18 protein-coding genes, 1 tRNA gene and 5 pseudogenes are annotated in these 21,283 nt (G+C 48.3%); 9 read left to right on the plus strand and 15 right to left on the minus strand.

Features of this window, described 5'->3' with window-relative positions; genetic code table 11:
• Positions 1-65 precede the first annotated feature (65 nt).
• From ACLJNW_RS14520 to ACLJNW_RS14530, 3 genes are all read right to left on the minus strand, one after another.
• Positions 66-332, minus strand: a complete 267-nt coding sequence (locus ACLJNW_RS14520; protein ID WP_012512896.1) for a hypothetical protein — start codon at positions 330-332, stop codon at positions 66-68.
• Between the two features lie 316 nt (positions 333-648).
• Positions 649-1,368 carry a two-component system response regulator DcuR gene (gene dcuR / locus ACLJNW_RS14525; protein WP_000611307.1) on the minus strand — a complete coding sequence of 240 codons (720 nt, stop codon included), beginning with the start codon at positions 1,366-1,368 and terminating at the stop codon, positions 649-651.
• Positions 1,365-2,996, minus strand: a complete 1,632-nt coding sequence (locus ACLJNW_RS14530; RefSeq protein WP_001728430.1) for a sensor histidine kinase — start codon at positions 2,994-2,996, stop codon at positions 1,365-1,367. Before ACLJNW_RS14530 ends, dcuR begins: the two co-directional genes overlap by 4 nt.
• Before the next feature lie 374 nt (positions 2,997-3,370).
• Here ACLJNW_RS14530 and ACLJNW_RS14535 point away from each other — a divergent pair, with 374 nt between their 5' ends.
• The 4 genes from ACLJNW_RS14535 to ACLJNW_RS14550 all read left to right on the plus strand — a co-directional run bounded on the left by ACLJNW_RS14535 (position 3,371) and on the right by ACLJNW_RS14550 (position 7,875).
• Positions 3,371-5,800 carry a DMSO/selenate family reductase complex A subunit gene (locus ACLJNW_RS14535; protein ID WP_023204812.1) on the plus strand — a complete coding sequence of 810 codons (2,430 nt, stop codon included), beginning with the start codon at positions 3,371-3,373 and terminating at the stop codon, positions 5,798-5,800.
• A gap of 13 nt (positions 5,801-5,813) precedes the next feature.
• Positions 5,814-6,440 carry a DMSO/selenate family reductase complex B subunit gene (locus ACLJNW_RS14540; RefSeq protein ID WP_000816143.1) on the plus strand — a complete coding sequence of 209 codons (627 nt, stop codon included), beginning with the start codon at positions 5,814-5,816 and terminating at the stop codon, positions 6,438-6,440.
• A complete protein-coding gene (locus ACLJNW_RS14545) occupies positions 6,433-7,206 on the plus strand; it encodes a dimethyl sulfoxide reductase anchor subunit family protein (RefSeq protein ID WP_000544929.1) in 774 nt (257 codons plus the stop codon). Before ACLJNW_RS14540 ends, ACLJNW_RS14545 begins: the two co-directional genes overlap by 8 nt.
• A 75-nt stretch (positions 7,207-7,281) precedes the next feature.
• Positions 7,282-7,875, plus strand: a complete 594-nt coding sequence (locus ACLJNW_RS14550; protein ID WP_001542298.1) for a molecular chaperone — start codon at positions 7,282-7,284, stop codon at positions 7,873-7,875.
• A gap of 83 nt (positions 7,876-7,958) precedes the next feature.
• Here the strand turns inward: ACLJNW_RS14550 and ACLJNW_RS14555 are convergent, their stop codons facing one another.
• Entirely contained in the window at positions 7,959-9,359 is a 1,401-nt protein-coding gene (locus ACLJNW_RS14555) for a DUF1996 domain-containing protein (RefSeq protein WP_000773788.1), read from the minus strand.
• A gap of 303 nt (positions 9,360-9,662) precedes the next feature.
• Between ACLJNW_RS14555 and ACLJNW_RS14560 the strand changes: the two genes are divergently transcribed.
• Positions 9,663-10,568 carry an SdiA-regulated domain-containing protein gene (locus tag ACLJNW_RS14560; RefSeq protein WP_001268206.1) on the plus strand — a complete coding sequence of 302 codons (906 nt, stop codon included), beginning with the start codon at positions 9,663-9,665 and terminating at the stop codon, positions 10,566-10,568.
• Positions 10,569-10,862: 294 nt separating this feature from the next.
• Here the strand turns inward: ACLJNW_RS14560 and ACLJNW_RS14565 are convergent.
• Together ACLJNW_RS14565 and ACLJNW_RS14570 are read right to left on the minus strand one after the other, a co-directional pair.
• Positions 10,863-10,994 (minus strand): annotated as a pseudogene (locus ACLJNW_RS14565) (hypothetical protein); the annotation flags it as partial.
• 117 nt (positions 10,995-11,111) lie between these two features.
• Positions 11,112-11,417: pseudogene (locus ACLJNW_RS14570) on the minus strand (Ig-like domain-containing protein); the annotation flags it as partial.
• Between ACLJNW_RS14570 and ACLJNW_RS14575 the strand changes: the two are divergent.
• Entirely contained in the window at positions 11,353-11,661 is a 309-nt protein-coding gene (locus ACLJNW_RS14575) for an ATP-binding cassette domain-containing protein (RefSeq protein ID WP_072095651.1), read from the plus strand. The pseudogene ACLJNW_RS14570 and the gene ACLJNW_RS14575 overlap by 65 nt on opposite strands.
• On the opposite strand, the gene rtsB is transcribed toward ACLJNW_RS14575, so the two are convergent.
• From rtsB to ACLJNW_RS14590, 3 genes are all read right to left on the minus strand, one after another.
• Positions 11,654-11,941 (minus strand): transcriptional regulator RtsB, encoded by a 288-nt coding sequence (gene rtsB / locus ACLJNW_RS14580; RefSeq protein ID WP_001541332.1) that lies wholly within the window; start codon positions 11,939-11,941, stop codon positions 11,654-11,656. The genes ACLJNW_RS14575 and rtsB overlap by 8 nt on opposite strands.
• Complete coding sequence (locus tag ACLJNW_RS14585) at positions 11,938-12,813, minus strand: AraC family transcriptional regulator (RefSeq protein WP_000921676.1); 876 nt, start codon at positions 12,811-12,813, stop codon at positions 11,938-11,940. Before ACLJNW_RS14585 ends, rtsB begins: the two co-directional genes overlap by 4 nt.
• Before the next feature lie 265 nt (positions 12,814-13,078).
• Entirely contained in the window at positions 13,079-13,300 is a 222-nt protein-coding gene (locus ACLJNW_RS14590) for a hypothetical protein (protein ID WP_001576552.1), read from the minus strand.
• A 116-nt stretch (positions 13,301-13,416) separates the two neighbouring features.
• On the opposite strand from ACLJNW_RS14590, the pseudogene ACLJNW_RS14595 reads away from it, so the two are divergent.
• Together ACLJNW_RS14595 and ACLJNW_RS14600 are read left to right on the plus strand one after the other, a co-directional pair.
• Positions 13,417-14,298, plus strand: a pseudogene (locus ACLJNW_RS14595) (IS3 family transposase).
• Between the two features lie 337 nt (positions 14,299-14,635).
• Positions 14,636-15,637: a DUF1202 family protein gene (locus ACLJNW_RS14600; protein ID WP_001013445.1), complete on the plus strand. Its 1,002-nt coding sequence runs from the start codon at positions 14,636-14,638 to the stop codon at positions 15,635-15,637.
• An 88-nt stretch (positions 15,638-15,725) separates the two neighbouring features.
• Here the strand turns inward: ACLJNW_RS14600 and ACLJNW_RS14605 are convergent.
• Both ACLJNW_RS14605 and ACLJNW_RS14610 read right to left on the minus strand, forming a co-directional pair.
• A pseudogene (locus ACLJNW_RS14605) lies at positions 15,726-16,771 on the minus strand (IS256 family transposase).
• A 142-nt stretch (positions 16,772-16,913) separates the two neighbouring features.
• Positions 16,914-17,666, minus strand: a complete 753-nt coding sequence (locus ACLJNW_RS14610; protein WP_000842404.1) for a non-specific acid phosphatase — start codon at positions 17,664-17,666, stop codon at positions 16,914-16,916.
• A gap of 553 nt (positions 17,667-18,219) precedes the next feature.
• Between ACLJNW_RS14610 and ACLJNW_RS14615 the strand changes: the two are divergent.
• Positions 18,220-18,297 (plus strand): annotated as a pseudogene (locus ACLJNW_RS14615) (helix-turn-helix domain-containing protein); the annotation flags it as partial.
• Positions 18,298-18,376: 79 nt separating this feature from the next.
• Here ACLJNW_RS14615 and ACLJNW_RS14620 read toward each other — a convergent pair.
• From ACLJNW_RS14620 to cutA, 4 genes are all read right to left on the minus strand, one after another.
• Positions 18,377-18,452, minus strand: a tRNA-Phe gene (locus tag ACLJNW_RS14620).
• Between the two features lie 115 nt (positions 18,453-18,567).
• Positions 18,568-19,143 carry a transcriptional regulator gene (locus tag ACLJNW_RS14625; protein ID WP_024154457.1) on the minus strand — a complete coding sequence of 192 codons (576 nt, stop codon included), beginning with the start codon at positions 19,141-19,143 and terminating at the stop codon, positions 18,568-18,570.
• 36 nt (positions 19,144-19,179) lie between these two features.
• On the minus strand, positions 19,180-20,883 hold the full coding sequence (locus ACLJNW_RS14630; protein ID WP_024154456.1) for a protein-disulfide reductase DsbD: 1,704 nt from the start codon (positions 20,881-20,883) through the stop codon (positions 19,180-19,182).
• The gene (cutA, locus tag ACLJNW_RS14635) at positions 20,859-21,206 is read right to left on the minus strand and encodes a divalent cation tolerance protein CutA (RefSeq protein ID WP_000887832.1); all 348 of its coding nucleotides are present in this window, start codon (positions 21,204-21,206) and stop codon (positions 20,859-20,861) included. Before cutA ends, ACLJNW_RS14630 begins: the two co-directional genes overlap by 25 nt.
• Positions 21,207-21,283 lie beyond the last annotated feature (77 nt).

A 21,283-nucleotide genomic window follows, 5' to 3' on the forward strand; every position in this document is an offset into this window, starting at 1 on the left:
GGAAATGGCGAATATTCAATGCGCCAGTGGCGACGATTAACGATTAAGCTTTTTACAGAGTTGCTTTAAGTAATTATTTTCTTGCGATAGTGATGTTCAGAGGGGAGTACCCTCTGGCGATGGGCAGGTGGAGTCAGCGAGAGCAGTAAATTATGATTTGTCTGTTTTAAAAACAGGCGTTTATTCTTTAATTTTTGTGTCTCGCCATCAGGTAAATCACGAGATAAAGCGAACAGAATGTGACTTATGTGATCATTGTCACGCCATTTTTTTAAATTATTAGTATGGCGTGTGGAGACGCGTATCTGCTCACCAATATACGTATTGTCCATAGGCGTAGCACAAGCTCCATTGCTACAAACATAATTTTATTTAAGTGTCAGGAAAATTCCGGACAAATCCCTTTTTTAATAAAAATACACACTCTCGGCATGGGATAATACTTAATTAACTTTTGTTAGCGTTTTGAAATTAAAAACAGCGCAGAGCGCTGTAATAATAGAAAATAACGTTAACAGGCCTGGGTTGAGTATATTTGATCTGACACAATTTCCCAGGTTTGTTATTAATGTGATAGCGTTTTTATTGGCATTGTTATAATAAATGTTACCAGGATATAACGCTTCGCGTCGGCTTTATGCGGTATCCTTACTGACAATATTGTTTCAGTAAAGAGTAATGTTCCGGCTGAACGCGGTAGCGGTAAACCGGCCTGCCGGTCACGCCGTAATGAATACTGGTAAACAAGATATGGCAATTTACCAGCCAGATGAGATATTTACGGCAGGAGACGCGTGAGATATTCACTTCGTTGGCCAACTCGTCGGTAGAAAATTCCTGCTCCTGATGCGCATCAATCCACTGGCATAAGGTGCGTAGCGTTTGCTGGGTCAGCCCTTTTGGCAGCCGACGAGGCTCCTGCTCGCTGGATGAATTACCGTGAATGAGCAGGTCAAGCTCAGACTGTTCGTAATACTGGCGTTTTTCCATCGCCGTTTTCTTACGTAGCCAGCCGGTCAACGCTTCTTCAAAGCGCGTGGCCTGAAAAGGCTTGATCAGATAATCCACCACGCCGTAGTGAAGTGAATCTTTAATGGTGGCGGCGTCAGCGGCAGAAGAAATGACAATAACGTCGCTTTTGCAGCCTGCGCTGTGCAGGACAGGCAGCAGATCCAATCCGTTTTCCTGCTGCATGTAGATATCCAGCAGGATTAGGTCAATGTGATTTTCACTGTTGAAGATAAACTCTTTCGCTTTTTCCAGCGTCGAAGCGGTTCCACAACAATGAAAACCGGAGATTTGCGCGACATAGCGGCGATTTAACTCCGCGACCATCGCATCGTCATCGACAATTAATACATTGATCATAGGCTGGTCCTTTTTCCATCCCAGGGTAACTGTACAAAAAATTGTGTGAAGATCCCAGGCTCGGACTCCACGGAAATTACGCCGCCAAGCGCTTCAACCTGCTGTTTAACCAGCGCTAAACCGACGCCGCGTTCGGCGCCTTTCGACGAGACGCCTTTTTCAAAAATCGCCTCGATGCGCTCAGGTTCGATACCCGGACCGTCATCGCTCACTTCGCAATGCAGCCAGCCATGACGGTAGTGTAACGAGACGCTGATTTCGCCGCCGGATTCCTGGCTCAATGCTTCCAGCGCGTTTTCAATCAAATTACCCAGCGCCGTAATCAGCACCGTAACCTGATCTTCATTGTTATTATCCGGTAACTGGCTGTCGCTGCTTATCACCAGGCTGTGCCCGAAATCAGAGGCGCGAGTAATCTTACTGAGCAAAAAGCCAGCGATAATCGGCGACTTTATTTTACCCAGCAGCAAACCGATCTCTTCCTGATAGTTATTGGCCGTCTTGATAATATACGCTTCAAGCTGCTTATAACTCTTCAGGTGCAATAATCCCAGAATCACATGTAATTTGTTCATGAATTCGTGGGATCGTTCACGGAGCGCATCCGCGTAGTTCACCATCCCGTCCAACCGCTGCATCAGTTGGCGAACTTCTGTTTTATCCCTGAAGGTGGATATCGCGCCGATAATTTCGCCGTTGCTGCGCACCGGAACGGTATTCACCAGCAGCAGGCGGCCTTTGACGATGATCTCTTCATCGCGGCGCGGCGTACCGTCACGCAACACTTCGCTAATGTCCACCACCTGTGACCAGGCATGACTCAGGGTGGATAATCTGGCGTCATCCTGCGTTTTTCGATAATCGAGCAGCGCCTGCGCCGCATGGTTAATCAACGTGACTTCGCCGCTATCATCCACGGCGATAACGCCCTCTTTGATTGACTGCAGCATTGCCTGGCGTTGTTCAAACAGGGTTGAGATCTCATAGGGTTCGAGGCCAAACAGGATACGTTTTAGCACCTTGACCAGCGCATACGTGCCTAATAACCCCACCAGAGCGCCGAACAGAATGGACCAGATAATACTGCCGCGGCTATTGTTGATCTGCTGCGTAACGTGACTGAGTTCCAGGCCAATCGCTACCACGCCGATCTGCCGGTGGCGTTCATCATAAACCGGTGTGAAAACGCGCAGCGCTTTGGCAAGAAAGCCGCGATTAATGGCAACGTTTTCCTTTCCCTGCAGCGCGAGCAGAATATCATCGCCTTTGAACGGTTGGCCGATTCGCTGCGTTTCTGGGTGCGAATAACGGATGCCCTGCATATTGGTCACCACAATAAACAAAAAGCCATTATGCTGGCTCACCGCTTCGGCGAGCGGCTGAATGCCGCTTTCCGCAGGCGGTTTTTTCAGCCCCTCGCGAACTGCCGGAGAGTCCGCCAGCGAGCGAGCCACCGCCAGCGCTTTATCTGCCAGCGCGTCGCGCGTCATGCTGCTGATTTGCGAAAAATAGATCAGATGGACCACAACGAGCACCGAAAACAAAACGGCGCTGACCATCAGAATGACGGTAGTGCCGAGTTTCATGGGGCGTTTGCGTAACGCCCGGCATGGCAGGGAGTGTTTCATAGTGGACCTGAGCGGACGAATCGTAAGGTTATTATCCCTGATGAGGCGTCTAATTCAAAGGCATAGGCGATGTTGCTCCAGTGTTGAAAAGCCCGTCTTGCCTTGCAGGGGGCGCTACCTGCTCATGTCGACTGGCAAACGTCATGTCGTTAATTAATATCGCCGGATACCGTGATGGGTAATTTATTTTCATCAGAATTACATAAAATAATTTTTCATTAATTTTTATAATAACGTATGCGGTATCACATTTTATTTTTACTGACGTTCAGAATGCGTTTGATCACAATCAATCAGCACAAATATTTAATCTATTATGATTAGTTTTCATTACATATTATTAATAATTATGGAAGCAATGTGAGAAATAAAAAATGGAAATAAAAAAATGGCTGAACACAACCATAACCCGACGTGATGCTATTGTCGCTACTGCAAAAGTAGGGGCGGCGGTGACGCTAAGCCAGGCGATTACGCTGCCTTTTGCTACCACTGCCCAGGCGCAGGATACCCCGATACCGAAGGATGCCAACGGCGAAACCGTCAGGCACAGCGCCTGTCTGGTCAACTGTGGCAGTCGATGCCCGCTTAAGGTTATCGTGAAAAATGATCGCATTGTGCGTATTGAACCGGAAGACGCGAAAGATGACGCGGTATTCGGCGAGCATCAGATTCGTCCCTGCCTGCGCGGGCGTTCCAGTCGCTGGCGGGTCTATAGCCCGGATCGCATTAAGTATCCGATGAAAAGAGTGGGAAAACGCGGCGAAGGAAAATTTAAACGTATTTCATGGGATGAGGCCACGGCCTTTATTGCGGCGGAATTAACGCGCGTTAGCGAACAATATGGCCGGGAAGCTATTTATTATAATTATCAATCCGGCGCGTATTATCACACGCAAGGCAGACCCGCCTGGATAAGATTACTAAATCTCACCGGCGGTTATTTAAATTATCACAACACCTATTCCACGGCGCAAATCGCCACTGCCACGCCTTATACCCACGGCGATTATGTCGGTAGCCATTTTACGCAGATCGCGCATTCCGATCTGGTGGTGCTATTTGGCCTGAATCTCTCAGAAACGCGGATGTCCGGCGGCGGCCAGGTTGAAGAGCTGCGCCGGGCGCTGGAGACCTCGAAAGCCCGGGTCATTATTATCGATCCGCGCTATACCGATTCGGTGATTACCGAACACGCCGAATGGCTACCGATTCGCCCAACCACGGACGCCGCGCTAGTCGCCGGCATAGCGCATACGCTGATTACCGAACAGCTTCTCGACGAGGCGCTGGTAAACCGCTATTGCGTCGGCTATGACCGTAGCACCTTGCCGGACACGGCTGCGCCTAACGCCAGCTATAAAGATTATGTTCTTGGCACGGGCGATGACGGTATCGCGAAAACCCCGGAATGGGCGGCGGATATCACCGGTATTCCGGCAACGCGTATTCGCCAACTGGCACGCGAAATCGCCTCGGCGCGCGCCTGCTATATTTGCCAGGGCTGGGGGCCGCAGCGTCATGCCAACGGCGAGCAAACCGTGCGTGCTATTCAGACGCTGCCAGCGTTAACAGGCCACTTCGGGCGGCCCGGCACCAATAATGGCAACTGGCCTTACGGTACGCCGTATGGCGTGCCATTGTTGCCTGTCGGTAAGAATCCGATCACAACCTCTATTCCTTGCTATCTGTGGACGGACGCCATTCAGCATCCGGAGAAAATGACCGCGACGACAATGGGCGTAAAAGGCGCGGACAGGCTAAAAACCGGGATTAAGCTGTTTTTCAACCAGGCCGGTAATACTTTGCTTAATCAGCACGGCGAAACAAACCGCACCCGTCAAATTCTCGCGGATGAATCGCTGTGTGAAACCATTATCGTGATTGAAAACCATATGACGCCCAGCGCGATGTATGCGGATCTGCTGTTGCCGGAGACCAGCTATCTTGAGGCGGAAGACCTGGTGGACAGCTCCTATGCGGCGGGATCGCATAACTATATGATTGCGATTCAGAAAACCGTTAAACCGATGTGGGAAGTGCGCAGCACGTATGACATCTGCGCGGATATCGCCGGGCATCTTGGACTGCGCGAGCAATATACCGAGGGCCGAACTCAGGCGCAGTGGGCGGAGATGCACTATCAGCAGATCCGTGAAAAACGTCCATACCTGCCGGAGTGGAGCGTGGCGAAAGAGATGGGCGTGATTGACCAGCGTATCGCTACCGAGCAGCAGAGCCTTGCGTTTGCCGATTTCCGCGCCGACGCCGAGGCTAATCCACTCTCCACGCCGTCGGGCAAAATTGAAATTTACTCCCAGGCGCTGGCGGATCTGGCGCAAACGTGGACGTTGCCAGAAGGCGAGCGAATTCCCGCATTGCCGGAATTTTGTCCGGCGAAAGAGTCGCACCTTAACAAAGCGCTGACGGCGAAGTATCCGTTGCAGTTAAGCGGCTTCCATACCAAAGGGCATACCCACTCGACCTACAGCAATGTGCTGATGCTGCATGAGGCGGTGCCGGATGAAGTCTGGATTAACCCGATTGACGCCAGCGCCCGCCAACTGAAGTCCGGCGATCGGGTGCATGTATTCAATGACCGCGGCGTGGTGGAGCTTCCCTGTAAAGTGACCCAGCGCATTTTACCCGGCGTGGCGGCGATGCCGCAGGGCGCGTGGACGCGGCTTGACGGCAACGGCGTTGATGTCGGCGGCTGTATCAATACGCTGACCAGCCACCACCCTTCGCCGCTGGCGAAAGGCAATCCGCAGCATACCAATCTGGTTGAAATTAAACGCGCTTAAGGAGTGATGTACGATGAAACAGTATGGCTTTTATGTTGACTCCTCGCGCTGTTCAGGCTGTAAAACCTGCCAGGTAAGCTGCAAGGATAATAAAGATCTGGATGTCGGTCCGAAACTGCGCCGCGTCTATGAATATGGCGGCGGAAGCTGGGTGAAAGAGGGGGAAAGCTGGCATCACGACACCTTTACCTACTACCTCTCTATTGCTTGTAACCATTGCGATGAGCCGGTATGTGTCTCCGGCTGTCCGACCGGGGCGATGCATAAACGCAAAGAAGATGGTCTGGTCGTGGTGGATGACAGCGTATGCGTCGGCTGTCGTTATTGTGAAATGCGCTGCCCCTACGGCGCGCCGCAGTTTGATACGCAGGCGAACGTGATGCGTAAATGCGACGGTTGTCTTGACCGACTGGAGAACAATCTGCGCCCTATCTGTGTGGATTCTTGCCCGCAGCGAGCGCTGGATTTCGGCCCTGTCGATGAATTACGGGCAAAATATGGCACGGAGAATCAAATCGCGCCGCTGCCTTCAGCGTCGTTCACCCATCCTAACCTCATTATTAAACCGCATCCGAAAGCGAGACCCACGGGCGATACGGAAGGCGCAATCATGAACATTCGGGAGGTGCGCCATGCATGAGTTACCGCTGGTCTTTTTTACGGTCTTTACCCAGAGCGCGGTCGGCGCATTTATTCTGCTGCTGATTGGCGGCGCAATGGGGCTGGTCGCGCCGCGGCGTAAGGCTATCGGTCTGTTCTCGGTGATGTGCCTGTTTGGGCTGGGTGTCATTGTCGGCACCTTCCACGTCGGGCAACCGCTGCGTGCGCTGAATATGCTGCTGCGCGTCGGACATTCGCCGATGAGTAACGAGATTGTCCTGTCGGCGGCTTTTGCGGCGCTCGGCGGGCTGGGGGCGCTCGGTTTGTTGCTGAACCGGGCGACGCCGCTGTGTAACGCGTTGGTCTGGTTGGCGGCGATAGTCGGAGTAGTCTTCTTATACGCCGTTCCGCAGATTTACCAACTGCCGACGGTGGCGACCTGGCGTTCATCTTACACCACGGCAATGATGATATTGACGCCGTTGATTGGCGGCGGCGCGTTGGCGGCATTGTTTGGCGTGCGCCGTCTGGGGCTACTGGTCAGCGTGTTGGCGATTTTGGTGAGCTTTTGTCTGCGCCCGGGCTATATGGCGACGCTGATGAGCGCCGATAGCGCTCTGACCGCCGCGCAGCATAGCTGGTTTACCGCCCAGGCGATATTGCTGGCGGCGGGCGTGGTCGGGGTGGTGGTCTGCGCGCGCCTGAAATCGAGCGCTGCGGTGCTGGCCATGACGGCTGTGGTGGTTATCGCGGCGGAGTTGGCGGGTAGGATTGCGTTTTACAATCTGTGGACGCTGCCAATGTAGTTTTTTGCCCGGTTTATGCCATGTAAGCCTGATCAGCGTAGCGTCATCAGGCGAAATATTTCAGGAGCTATTGCTATGCTTTCCCGTGCTGTTTTGCCGCGTATCCTCGGCGCACTGTTTTACTACTCCCCTGAGAGGCCGGAGGTGAAAGCGTTGTTCGATTGTTTGCCAACGTTGCCTGAGCTTTACCCCTGGCGCGATCGTGGATCTATTGAATCACTGTGTGCGTCATGGTCGCTACCGGATGATGATGCGCTTACATGGCAATTTTCCGTATTGTTTGAAGGCCAGGGAAAGATGCCCGTCCCGCCCTGGGGATCGGTCTATCTGGAAAAAGATAATTTGCTGATGGGGGAAACCACCGCCGATTATCGAGCTTTTTTACAGTCGCAGGGCATGGTATTCACTGACCGTGAACGCGAGCCGGAAGATCAGTTTGGCCTGATGCTATTGGCCTGTAGCGATCTGCTGGCACGAGGCGACAACGTGGCGGCCAACCGGTTACTGGAGGCGCATCTGCTGCCCTGGGGATTCCGCTATCTAGAATTGCTGCAACGCAATACCGTTAGCGCCTTCTATGCCCGGCTTGCCGTCGTAGCGACCTGTTATCTGCAGGATGTTCAGCAGCAACAGGGACTACAGCCTGAGAATAAGCGGTTGTTTTTCTGAGGTATTGGTCGGGTTTTGATGGCGTGCCGTAATACTTGTGCCGCCATCGTGCCCGCTGTTGCGTCAGCGGGCACAGTTTACTATTACAGCTCCGGCGTCTTTTTGAAACCGGTCAGCATCAGCACCAGGCTCTGTTTTGAGTCCGCTGGCGTGAAGTCGTAGTGATTTCCCTGACGGTCGCCGCCGATATACCAGGATATTTCCGTTTTCCCTTCCGCCAGCGCTTTGCGCACCGCTTTATCGACATCAACCATGCGATACTCATGTGAATGGTCCAGATATAACACGGCATCGGAACGGTAGTTGATCGCCGGTTTATTGTTCCAGGACACGGTACTGACGTGCCAGTCACTGCTGGTCGGGTAAAAGAAAATTTGATCGGCGCCGTTCGCTTCCGTTTTGCCGCCAAAAAGGCGAATACGGTATTTGAATAGCGAAGCGTCCATATTGGCAGGCAGGGGCGGGATCTTAAATTTCACCAGCGTGAGCGTTTCCGGGTGCTGCGTGCGTCCGCCATTTGTCCAGTCATCCTGTACGTACAAGGTATCGACGCTGGCATGAGGCTTGTCGTCTTCGCTGCTTACCCAGGTATTTTCTTCCGCTTTACTGTAGGCGTAAGGAACCGTAGTGCCGCAATCCAGTCCCTGGTTCATACACAGATCCGTCATAAACTGCGCGCCATCTTCCGTCCAGCCATTCATAAAATCGGCATGGGCGGTATAAAGACTTCCCCAGCGCTCTTCCCGGGTTTCGCCATGCATTACCGGGTCCATCGACAATTCCACTTTAGACGTATCCAGCGAGGAGATCTGCGGGAGTACCCAGGCGATGTTCATATTCACCGTTGGGATTTTTACCGGATAGTCTGCGGAACATTTCCCGTGGTCGGCATAGATAGCATTATTGTGGCTATGGGTCGGTTTCAGGTTGACGCCATCCCAACAGTTGGGGAAAGCGATCCCGATATTAAACTGGACGGCATCGCCCGCTTTACGCAGGCCGCATATTTCGCCTACCTTGTTGGTGTAACCTTTGCCGTTGGCACATAAAAAGGTGATTGCGGTACTGGGGCCAGTACCGTGATGGTCGCCGGCCAGTAACTCCAGCCCGGCCGGGAATGGATGGAGCGGATATTGCGCTACATTTGTGGATTGATAATAGGTCTTTTGGTAGGCCGGATTTACGATTTCACCATCAGGTAATTTCATGGACGGCGCCCAGTAAGCGGAGCTGTCGGCTTTATTATCACAGGTGGTATCTGGTTGCGCGCGCAACGTCTGGTAGGTAGAGACCGCGTCGGTGTGGGTGTTGCCAAAAAAGTCATGCCACATCGCCTGATTCGCTTTACCAAACATCATAATCGCGTCATCGCCCAGCGTGTGGTGATAGCCGCACACGACATGCGCCTGAGGACCGGCATGGGCCGGGAATGCGCCAGCGGCAACGAGCGTAGCCAGGCTGACGGTAATAAGGTTGAGTTTCATTTTTTTGCTGCCCGGTTGAATAGAAGTGGGAGCAGCAATAGCAGATCAGATTGCGGTGTTACATCTCATTAATTATCACTTTTTGTCATTTGCCCTGCATACAGGGGCGAATTTGCAGACGTACTATTTAAATAATTAGCCGAAACTACCCTCCTCTTGATTATGTCAATTTACAAAAAGGGTACGTTAGTGATTAAAATCGGGCTTTTTGTGATAAACCTCACTATTTCATTTTGCCTATGCTAATGGCGCTCGCCATAACCGAATAACGATTCTATCGGACATCGGCTTTATTTTTAAGAAATGCGTTACGACATCAGTCGTGGCGCGATCTGCTATGGATTTTTTATGAGATTACTAAAACGCGTTATTGTGGTTGTACTCTTGGGCGTGATTTTATTTATGGTCAGGGACGATATACGCTATGTTTATCAACTGATCCTCAAATATGGTGATAAACCCTCGGCGCTAGCACTGAGTAGCTATAAAGCGGTTATTCAGCAAAAACCAGTCGCAGGAGTTAAGAGTAACCTTTCAGGTTTGACCTACTCCGCCGAAGACAGGATGCTTTTCGCCGTTATTAATAATCCCCCTGAACTGGTCTGGTTAACGACAGAAGGGCAGCTGGTAGGGCGGATGCCGCTGCAGGGTATCCACGACCCGGAGTCTATTGCATGGAGTGGGGGCAACCAGTTCCAGATAGGCAGTGAGAAAGATGGCGCGGTCTATAAAACACAGGTGGATATTCAGCGCGGCGCCATGCAGATAATCTCCATGGTGAAGCTTGAGGGCTATGACAAAGCAAAAAATAAAGGGCTGGAAGGTACGGCATGGGATGCGAAAAATGAGAGATTATATGCCGCAAAAGAAAGAAAACCCATTATGATCAAAGAAGTAGAGATGAGCAAAAATGGTATCACCAGAGCGTTGCCTTCTGCCATCACTGCGAGTGTGAGCGATGTCTCCGGACTTGAATACCATGCCCCAACGGATTCGCTGCTGGTGTTGTCTGACGAGTCAAAAATGATTCTGGAGGTCAGTTCCGAGTGGCGGGTGCGCGATCGATTGTTCCTGACGGCGGAGTGGTCAGGGCTCAGAGACGATATACCCCAACCAGAAGGGATTGCCATGGATAATGAAAATAATTTGTATATTGTGAGTGAACCAAATCTGTTTTATAAATTTTCGTGTGATATACAGAATGACTAAAATCTATTTTTACTGTCACAGTATGCTAAAACAGAACAAGGTTGTTAATACCATGATTTGACGATTGCTTGATTCGTTGATTCATTGTTGGGGATATTTATGTTTTACTTACCTCAGTAACGGATTACTTTGTGGTGTAGCGTAACGGTAATTGTCCTCCTCATATTTGCGGCAGCGTAGTCTGCCGCTTTTTTTTATAAATTAACTCTCTCTGTAATAATTAACAGACAATAAATATTATTCTGTTTTTTTCAGGAGGCCTCCGAAGAGGCCTCGCAGGGTGATGTTTAGTTATCAGGCATAATATTCTTCATCAACACTTACCGAATGCCATGTCGCCTCGCTAAGCGAAATCATTTCATCTACGCCGGAACTCTTGTTAACCGGGTTTTTCGTCGGCGATGTGCCTGTAAATGTTCCACTGGCGGCGGCGCTATTACCAGCGGGATCGGTGGCCGTTATGGTGTACTGATTTGCCCCCGACAGAATAGCGGGTTGCGGAACAGAAACATGTCAGTTACTGATATCGTTATCGATACTGGCGGTGTAGTCCGTATCGTTGACCGTGACCTTCACCTGAATATCCTGATGCGCCTCCACGACTCCCTTAAGGGTGACGGTGTTATCCAGACTGCTAACAGTCGATCCCAACGTTGGTTCGGCGGACGGTTGTGTATCAATAGTCAGCTTAATTGTTGCGTGAGCTTCTGAGGAGCCGATGAAGGTCGGTGTATTGATGTTAGTGATATTATCGCCTCTGGCGCCAATATCACTATTATCCTTCATGGAACGTACTGGCGGTGTAGAGTCTATCGTCAGCCAGCCGATAGACAGCGAAGAATTATCCATAGCGTTTGCGGAACGAACACTGATTGATCAGCTTTCATTCACTGCTGTTCCCGGAGATTTTATGGGTATTATCGGTACATCAGGTTCAGGTAAATCTTCTTTAATCAAAGCACTATCAAATTCCAGTCATTGCTATACGGGAACAGTTAAATTAAACAACGTAGATATCACACCGATCTCTGAAGATGATATCCAGAGTTGCCTTGCCTACCACTCTACCAACATTTTAGGAAAAATTACGTAATATCGACTGATATATAAAACTCATTCAGCATCAAATGGATTAATTCAACATCAGTAGTAATATCCATTTTTTTATAGGCTGATCTCTTTTGTGTTGAAATCGTTTTTATATTTCGATCTAATAAATTTGAGCAACTTTTAACAGATAATCCTGCTGCCACGTAATAAATAACTTTTTTTTCGCTCAATGTTAGGTCGAATTTTTTAGCGAGCAACAGAATCCCGTCTTTTATATTAATATGTTTTGCTTTGTTCTTATACTGCATTGTCAGATATCTCAATTAACATATTGATGACGAGAGGAAGATAAAAACGCTAAAAATTCCGATGGTGTAGTTTTGAAATGTTTTTTAAAAACGCATGTAAAATAAGAAGCACTATCATAACCACACATATAAGCCACTCGAGTAATATTATATTCACTATTGCGTAGAAGTTTTGTCGCTTTATTCATTCGCGCATTAAGGTAAACTTCGCTGAATGAGGTGTTCTCTTGTTTCAATTTCCTTTTTAATGTGGAACAACTCATATAGAGTGAGTCAGAAATATCCTTGAGCGCCCATTTTCGACTTATGTCGCTTATAATAATATTATAGATATTTTCGGCTAATGTATTTTGCGATAGTTCTCTAAAGAGGGCAAATGCTTCAGGTTCATAGATGAACTCTGAAAGTAGAAATCTTATTAAATATTCCTTTTTATCTTGGGATAATTTCTGGCTTTTATTTGAAGAGTGTAAAAGGTTGAATACTCTTGCTACGCCTGTTTCTATTGGCGCTAACAGATGTTTTGTCGTCGGTTTTGTTAATGGGGCCGAAAAGTCTGCATGTTCATACAGAAAAAAATTATAAGCATTTTTTATTGACGCAGAATCTAATTCAATTAAATTATAATTTAACTGTTCATGAGTCTCTTCCATAGTGATATGAATAGTTTGATCTTTAGCTAAAAATATTAACATTGGCCCTGATGCCGTAATATACTCCCCGGACGATGTCGTAATTGAAATTTTACCCGTGGTGAGCTTGATGAGTACGGACTGCAGTAAATTTAATCCCTGAAGTGATAAGGATTTCCTCTGCCAGTTTTGCGCTGATTGTAAACATTCAATGCTCCCTACCTGGACAGGTGAGGGATTAAATACTTTTAGCATGATAATTTCCTTTTATTAAATGTGCGTGTAAATCAAAAATTATTCTGAAAAATATTTCAAAAGAAAACTAATATATAGCTATATAATTATTTGCGAACTTAAGGTATCAGGTGGCGATCTTTTCATTTTCTATGGAAAATGCTATTTTATATTGCATTTCTACATATTATAGTATCGTTAAAAAACTATGTCGCGTATAAAAAAAAGATGGAAATTTACAAGAATTGGCTCATGTTATTATCAATTTATCTCTTTAAAATTTGAATTAAGTAATAATTGCCTTTAATCTTTTAGAGAATAGCTCTTTAATTTCATGGAGGTAGTTAGCATGAGGTATAAGATCTGATGTTAATTTGTGATAAGGTTTATCCTGGATGTAAATATTAACGCTCTCGGCCAGGAAAGGCATACAACGCGGTAAATATATACTGCGGCGGGTAGACGGTGTAGCGATATCCGGAAGTTTGAGGGGAGGGGAAGCATTCAATCGTATGGTTGGCTTTATGAAAAACGGTGTAACACGTTATTGAGGTTCTTTGATCTTACCCAGCAATAGTGGTCACGTGACTAAGTGAGTAAACTCTCAAGCAAGAGGTGACTCATATGAAAAAACCAGCATCAACCACCAAAAAGCCACGCAAGCAGCACACGCCTGAATTTCGCAGGAAGCCCTGAAACTGGCTGAACGCATTGGGGGGCCGCTGCCGCCCGCGAGCTTAACCTGTATGAATCACAGCTCTACAACTGGCGAAGCAAACAGCAAAATCAGCTCTCTTCTTCTGACCGCGAACAGGCGATGCCCGCAGAGATCGCCCATCTGAAGCGTCCGCTGGCAGAAGGGGATGAGGAACTGGCCATTCTCCAGAAGGCCGCGGCATACTTCGCGAAGCGCCTGAAATGAAGTATGTCTTCATCGAAAAACATCAGGCTGAATTCAGTACCAAAGCCATGTGCCGTGTACTTCAGGTTGCCCGTAGTGGCTGGTACGTCTGGCATCAGCGTCGTCATCAGATAAACCAGCGTCAGCAGTTCCGCCTTGTCTGTGATAACGTCGCCCGGGAAGCATTCAGTGACGCAAACAGCGCTATGGTGCGCCACGCCTGACGGATGTATAACATAAAAACCGTGGCGGCCAGCCTGCGATGCGTTACAGATGGTGCAATGGCGGCGTAAACGACTGGGAAAGTCAGCGTGCATACAGACAGAGGTGGTCAGTACTATTCAACGGATTAGCAGAGCTTACTGAAACGACATAATCTGCGGGGGAGTATGAGCACCAGAGGCTGTTGTTATGACAATGCCTGTGCAGAAAGCTTCTTTCACACGCTGAAGGTGGAATGTATCCACGGAGAGGGCTTTGCCAGCTGGGAAATAATGCGGACAGCAGTGTTTAATGATATCGAGTGTGATTACAATCAACGGCGTCGTCACAGTGCCTGTGGCAGTCTCAGTCCGGAACAATTTGAAAACCAGAACCTTGCTTAGGGTTGTGTCCATATTACGCGGGTAGGATCAGTCCATTTCTGTAGTCTGCCTGTTGTTCTTCATCGTCAGTTGAAGTAACAGCTTTACCTCCGGCTACAGTAAGGATGATTGAAAAAATCATTTTAATGGCTTCAGCCAGCCCATTAAAAAATTACTTTCCAACTATCTGATTTATTAGAGGTATTGTCTTTCATTAAGATAGCGAGTCCTGGTGGTTTAAAAATAAAGACACAGTATTATAATGAAAATAACACATCATTAAATATTGAATTTGCTAACTCGTTGTGTGATGCTGAAATGATTTTATTGCATATTATTAATTTCTGGGATGAATGTTATGAATGGAAAATTTTTGTGTGGTTTATTGGTTTCGCTATTAATTAGCGGATGCGGTGACGATAACACCCCTACAGAGAAAGTCTTGAAAGAACAATTTAGTAATCAATTTCATGGGCGTCTTATCCTTGATTCAATTGATATCAAGGAAACATCGGTTGATGGAAATAAGAGAACATATGCTGCTGATGGCTTACTTTCTACTGGCTACGATCTGTATACACCAGTTGCCTCGTTAACTGATTATATTGTTGTTCAAAAATCGTGGGATAAAGGCAAAGATATTAAATTCTCAGCAACTTTGAACAGTCTTGGTAATAAAGATACTGGATGGAAAACAATATTTTCTTCATTACAAATGTCAGAAACACCAAAAGGAAATCCAATTCCTAATGTTGAAATTGACGGTAAATATATCATCATGGATGGAGCAGGTTTTGATGATAAAATAAATGCAATTAAAGATGAATATGCTAAGAAGAAATTAAAACTAAACGAATTAAATAATGATATCGCAAAAGTTAAAACTAATATATTAGCTATTAATAAAGAAATCGATGAGTATTGGGGGAAAGGGGAAGATGGAAAAACACAAAGCCGTTATTCTGTTCAGCGTCATTTGAATAAAGAGCTGGAACTCTTTAATAAAGAAAATGCTCCTTATTATTTTGAGAAGAAGTACAATACTGAAGTTTTCGACCCAGCAATGAAGGCTCGCCGGGAAAAATTAAAGAATTACAGGTTGAGTGATTTTGATGACTTAAGGGCGGAGAAACGTGCTGCATTAGAAAAACATAAAGAAGAATACTCCGTAAAATATAATGAAATTGATGAGAAGATAAAAGCGAAAATGAAGGTGCTCGATGATGGTTTACAAGAGTTGATAGCAAAGAAACGTGGTCTCATACAGCAGCAATCAACCATCTCAGACGAGATTCGCAATCTTGATTATCAATATAAAAATTGGGTAAATTTTATGGAAGAGCTAAATAAAAGAAAATAACTGACTATTATTATGAGTGATAAAAAAGAGACTGAAATCTGGTCTCTTTTTTTGAGCCTGTCAGTAATTCTATGTAACTGCTAATATATTAAAGGTGATTGCTCAGGCGGTCACCGAACTCGATAATAAAGCGACTCATCGCCAGCCGCCAGTTCTGGATCGGCATACTACATCTTTTTGATGCATCCTTGATTGCCAGATAAATAACCTTTCGTACCGAGTCATCCGTCGGGAACACTTTGCGTTTCTTAATCGCGGCACGGATCACGCTGTTCAGGGATTCGACTGCGTTTGTAGTGTAGATGGTAGATGGTCTTGCGGATATCCGGCGGATAACTGAAGAGCGTATTGAGGTTTTCCCAGTGCGCACGCCAGCTTTTGCTGATTTGCGGATATTTCGGGAAGACGCTGTTTATCGCATCCGGGAAGCCCTTCAGACCGTCCACACAGGCAATCAGGATGTCCTGAAGGCCCCGCTTTTTCAGCTCCGTCAGCACGCTTAGCCAGAACTTTGTGCCTTCATTTCCGGACAGCCACATGCCGGCAACGCTTTCTGACCTTCGGTATTGATCCCCAGCGCAGGGAAAACTGCTTTGTTTATCACACTGCCATTCTGATGAACTTTGACAACATACAGTCCATATAAACAAAGGGATACAGCGTATCCATTTGTCGGTTTTGCCACTCAGTGACCTGCTCTTTTACGGCGTCGGTGACTTTAGATATCAGCGTGGGCGACACATCGGAGTCGTACATTTCTTTGAAGGTGGCAACGATTTCGCGGGTAGTCATGCCTTTAGCGCAGAGGGATAAAATCTGGCTGTCCATCTGCGTAATGCACGTCTGGTGCTTCTTAATCAGCTGCGGTTCGAAGGTATTTTCACGGTCACGCGGCGTGTTCAGTTCGATCTCGCTATTATTGCATAACACCGTTTTTGACGAGTAGCCATTGCGGGGGGATGAGCCTGTTTTGGGCGCATTTTTCTCATACCCGGGGTGTTCAGGCAGCTCCGCATTGAGCGCTGTTTCGACGGTAAGCTTCGTCAACATGCGGGAAAAAGCATGGAGATCGGCTTCGGTTTTAAGGCCTTCAGCCACTTCAGCCGCAAGGGCTTTGAGTTTCTTTTCGTCCATAATTGCCTGTCTCTGTTACTGGAGTGAACATATCAAAAACAGGCACTTACACAATTTTAATTACAGTCTCACGCCCGGTCGCCCCTACGCAGTTGCACTTCCTTTCATTTGCTGTGTCCAGTTTGCGGGAAGACTTTCACCTTCAGTAATTAAGTTTGGGGTGATCTTCTTTACTCAATAAATTATTTTTGTCGTTCAGCTCCTCACGGACTTTTGCCAGTGACTTCTGAAAAGCCGGGATTGTTTGCAGTCTTGCAAACTCTACTGCTCCCACATAACGGCCAGCATCAACATCACTTTGCCAGTGAGCACCACATATCACTCTGCTTTGCCCGAACTCCCATCCTCGTCTGGCGAGCTCCTGCGCGCGTTCCGGTCTGGCCTGGGATAATACTAATGCCAGAAGTGTACCATAAGCAGTATGCCCGGAAGGGTAAGAGCCATCTTTTCGCAAAGTATTCTCATCTTCAGGACGGCAGGTGGAATGATTAAATAAGACAAAGGGGCGAGTACGCATATAATATTTTTTTGCCGAAGCAGTAGCGTAGTAGCCGCCCATTTTCAGAAGATTCTGTAACATATTCCAGGTTTCAGGCGTATCTTTGGGATTAATTTTAGCACCCACTACTGGCGAGAATATTCTGGCTATATTTTCCACGCTTACATCTGCATCCTCAGCAGCTTGTTTCCATCGTGGGGAACCCTTTATCGCATAGCCCTTAAAATAAGCCTCTTTATCATAGCGGAAAGCCGGATCATCATTACCTGGCGGTGGTGGTAAGTAGAACTGACTGTTCACTGATTCTTCAGGAGAATGAAAGAGTTGCACTGTTGCTGCTAATGTATATTTAGCTACGATCAGTGGTAGAAAAAATAGTAAATAACGACTTTTCATAAAGACTCACTCCGGATCAGACAATAATAAACAGATGTGATTCTATAATGATTTATTGAAATGGTTATTCAACATACAGGTAAAAAAGCAGGACGCTGTACTGGCATTATCCTCTACCCATACCGAACTGACTGCAGCGGACAACAGAACAATACTGGTACTTCCGGCTAACAGCATTTTGTTTAACTTTTCTCCCCGGTTGTTTTTTATCTGCGTGCCTGACTGACACGCATTAGGTTAAAATGTTTACGTAATAACAAACTATGAATAAGTATTTTAAACTATGTGCCCTGTTACCCCGACAACTACCACCAGTCATGATGTGCTGAGTATTAATTTATGATTATGAACAAGAGTCGTAAACAATATTTAAGAATAAAGAAACCGAAAAAGAAAAAATGCCAAAATTGGCGAAGGGATTATTGTTGTCAGTGATGGAAAAGTTCATGGCGGAAATATTGGATTCACTTGTCGAGGCTAGCGAACCGTCAGATGGAGTGATACGCGTTATTACTGATAATAATCTCCCTGTAGCTAAGTAAGCTTTTGACCCTGGCCCAAAGGGGAAAAGCTGATCGCCGAAGCGCTGGGCGTTGCGCCAGAGAAAATCTGGCCTTCTCGTTATAGCTAGTCAGGCCAGAGATGGGGGCTACGGATTTCCATTCCCAGAAAAGCAAAAACCCAGCCATAGGCTGGGTTTTCTGAATAAGTGGTGCCCGGACTCGGAATCGAACCAAGGACACGGGGATTTTCAATCCCCTGCTCTACCGACTGAGCTATCCGGGCAACGGGGCGCATTAAACCGTAAAGGGGCGCGGTCGTCAACGGCTTTACACGAAAAAAGTGATAAAAGCGCGCTGACTGCCTGCTTTTCAGGCAAAATGCATAAAATCAGTACCCGTCAGGTGAGCGCGCCACCCTGACGGCACTGTGCAAAACGCAGAATATCTTCCGCCAACCGCTGAGCGGTATCTACATCAGCCTGACTGCGGTTGACCAGCATTCGGCTGAGACAACCTTCCAGCACCAGCTCCATCTGCCTTGCAACCATCGCCGGATCGTCAATTTCCAGCGTGGTCAGTAGCTCATGGGTAAAATCATGTGCCGCGCGTTTTTGTTGATTAGCCAGTTGGTGAATAGGATGGGTTGGGTCGGGATAAAACGTACAGGCGGCAATGAACAAGCAACCAGGATAACGGTTATTACTGACACATTCCGAAAGCGCGCTGTAGCGTGCCAGTAGCTTTTGTTCAGCAGAAAGCGACTCATCAAGAAGAAGCTGGCGTCGCCAGATATCTACCTGCTGACTCAGATAACGTAGCGCGTCATATAAAATGGCTTCTTTATCTGGCCAGAAACGCTGTAATGTGTCGAGTGGGCGATTTACGCGCTCCGCCACCATTTCCAGCGTAGTATCGGCTATCCCTTGCGTCCCCAGTAATTTCAGGGCTTCTCCCAGAATATCTTCACGTTGCACGGTATTCTCCTCCGTCTTTGCTTTTGCAAGTGTCGCTCACGGTTGGCGATCGTGCAAATGCGCGCTAAAGGTGGCGGCGTCCATAAAGCCGGTGACTCGCGATTGCGGCTGTTCCTGGCCTTGGGCATTAAAGAACAGAATGGTGGGCAGCCCGAGGACTTGCAGATGCTTTAACAGCGCGGCGTCCTGCGCATTGTTAGCGGTGACGTTAGCCTGCAAGAGCACCGTGTCGCCGAGCGCCTGCTGGACCCTCGGATCGCTGAAGGTATACTTTTCAAACTCTTTACAGGCCACGCACCAGTCGGCGTAGAAATCCAGCATAACGGGTTTGCCTTTGGCCTGCGCCAGCGCCTGATTGAGTTCGTCCACGGTAGAAATAGCCGTGAAATTGAGGTGCGCTGGAGCTTGCGCGGATGGCGATCCGAACGCCCAATCCTGTAGAGGCCGCACGCTAATGAGCGCTGCCGCCAGCAGGATAATCTGTACGATACGCATCCACGCTCGTCTGGCCTGAAGGCTGGTGATAAAGGCCCAACCAAAGAAAGCGACGCCCAGCAGCGACCACAGACGTAAACCCCAAGCCTCGCCAATAATCCGCTCCAGTAAAAAGACCGGTAACGCGAGGATCACGAAACCAAAAGCGGTTTTAACATGCGCCATCCACGGGCCGCTTTTCGGTAACAGGCGGTTGCCAAACACGGTGACCAGCATTAGCGGCAGACCCATACCTAATGCATACAAATACAGCGTGCCGCCGCCCAGCCACATGTTGCCGCTCTGAGCGATATAAAGCAGAATCGCGCTTAACGGCGCTGTAGTGCAGGGCGAGCAAATTAATCCGGCAATCGCCCCCATAACAAAAACACCGCCGGGCGAGCCGCCTTGCTGACGATTACTCATTAATGTCAGCCGGGTTTGCAGTGAGGAGGGGAGCTGTAGTGTGAACAGGCCAAACATCGACAACGCAAGCGGGGTGAACACGATGGCAAGGCCGATTAACACATAAGGGTGCTGCAGCGCCGCCTGAAACTGTAATCCCGCTGCGGCGACGACCAGACCCAGTGCGGTATAGGTCAGCGCCATCCCTTGTACATAGATAAAGGCCAGCAGCAGTGCGCGCCCCGTCGACAAACGTTGCCTTCCCCCCAGGACAATACCGGAAATCAGCGGATACATGGGTAAAACGCAGGGCGTAAAGGCGATGCCTATGCCGATCAGCAGTGCCCAGAGCGCGGAAAAAGGTAGCTGGGCGGCGGGTTTTGACGTCTCACTCGTCTGGGTGACAGCAGGCGTCGGCGTGGCGTCTATTGCCGCGGCGACTTCACTTAGCGGCACCGTTTTCGTTTCCGGCGGATAACAGAATCCCGCATCGGCGCACCCCTGGTACGTTATCGTTAATGTCGCGCCAGCCGCCGCCTGGTTAACCGTTACCGGAACGTTTAGCCGCTTACGGTAGATTTCGCTTTTTCCGTAGAACTCATCTTTATGCCAGACGCCTGCCGGGAGTTGGACTGCGGCGATATCCGCTTTCGTCGGCGTGATACTGATTTGTTTACGGTAAAGGTAGTAACCCTCTTTTACCTGCCAGGAGAGGGTAAGATCGTGTTGATTTTGCTGAAAATCAAAAACAAACGCCCGGTCGGCAGGGACGAACTGCAAGCGACCCGGCGCGTCGAATAATCCGGCGAAGGCGGATGTGCTGCACAGCAGCAGGATCAGCGTAAAGATGCGTTGAGCCATGAGAGGTAATCAGTATCTCCGTGAGTAACAGGTAAAACCAGAAGTTCAGGCGTTTGATACGGGTGATGAGACTTCAGGCAGTCGATAAGCGCTTGCTGATGTGAAACGGTGGTTTTTAAGATCATTTGAACTTCATACTCCTGCTCCAGTTTGCCTTCCCAGTAGTACAGCGATGTCGCGCCGGGGAGGAGGGTGGCGCAGGCGGCCAGTTTTTCCGCCAGCACTTTGGCGGCCAGATCCTGGGCGGTAGCTTCATCCGGGGCGGTACAAAGCACCACAACGGCCTCGGGGATGGAAATATCCTGACTCTTAACATCAAGCATAAACACCTCGAAAGAACAAAAAGACCCGCAAGTGAACGGTCACTATACAACGGACGAGGGCAGGATGTTAGTCAAAG

Source organism: Salmonella sp. SAL4457, assembly GCF_046548235.1.
In the GTDB taxonomy this organism is placed as follows: domain Bacteria; phylum Pseudomonadota; class Gammaproteobacteria; order Enterobacterales; family Enterobacteriaceae; genus Salmonella; species Salmonella enterica.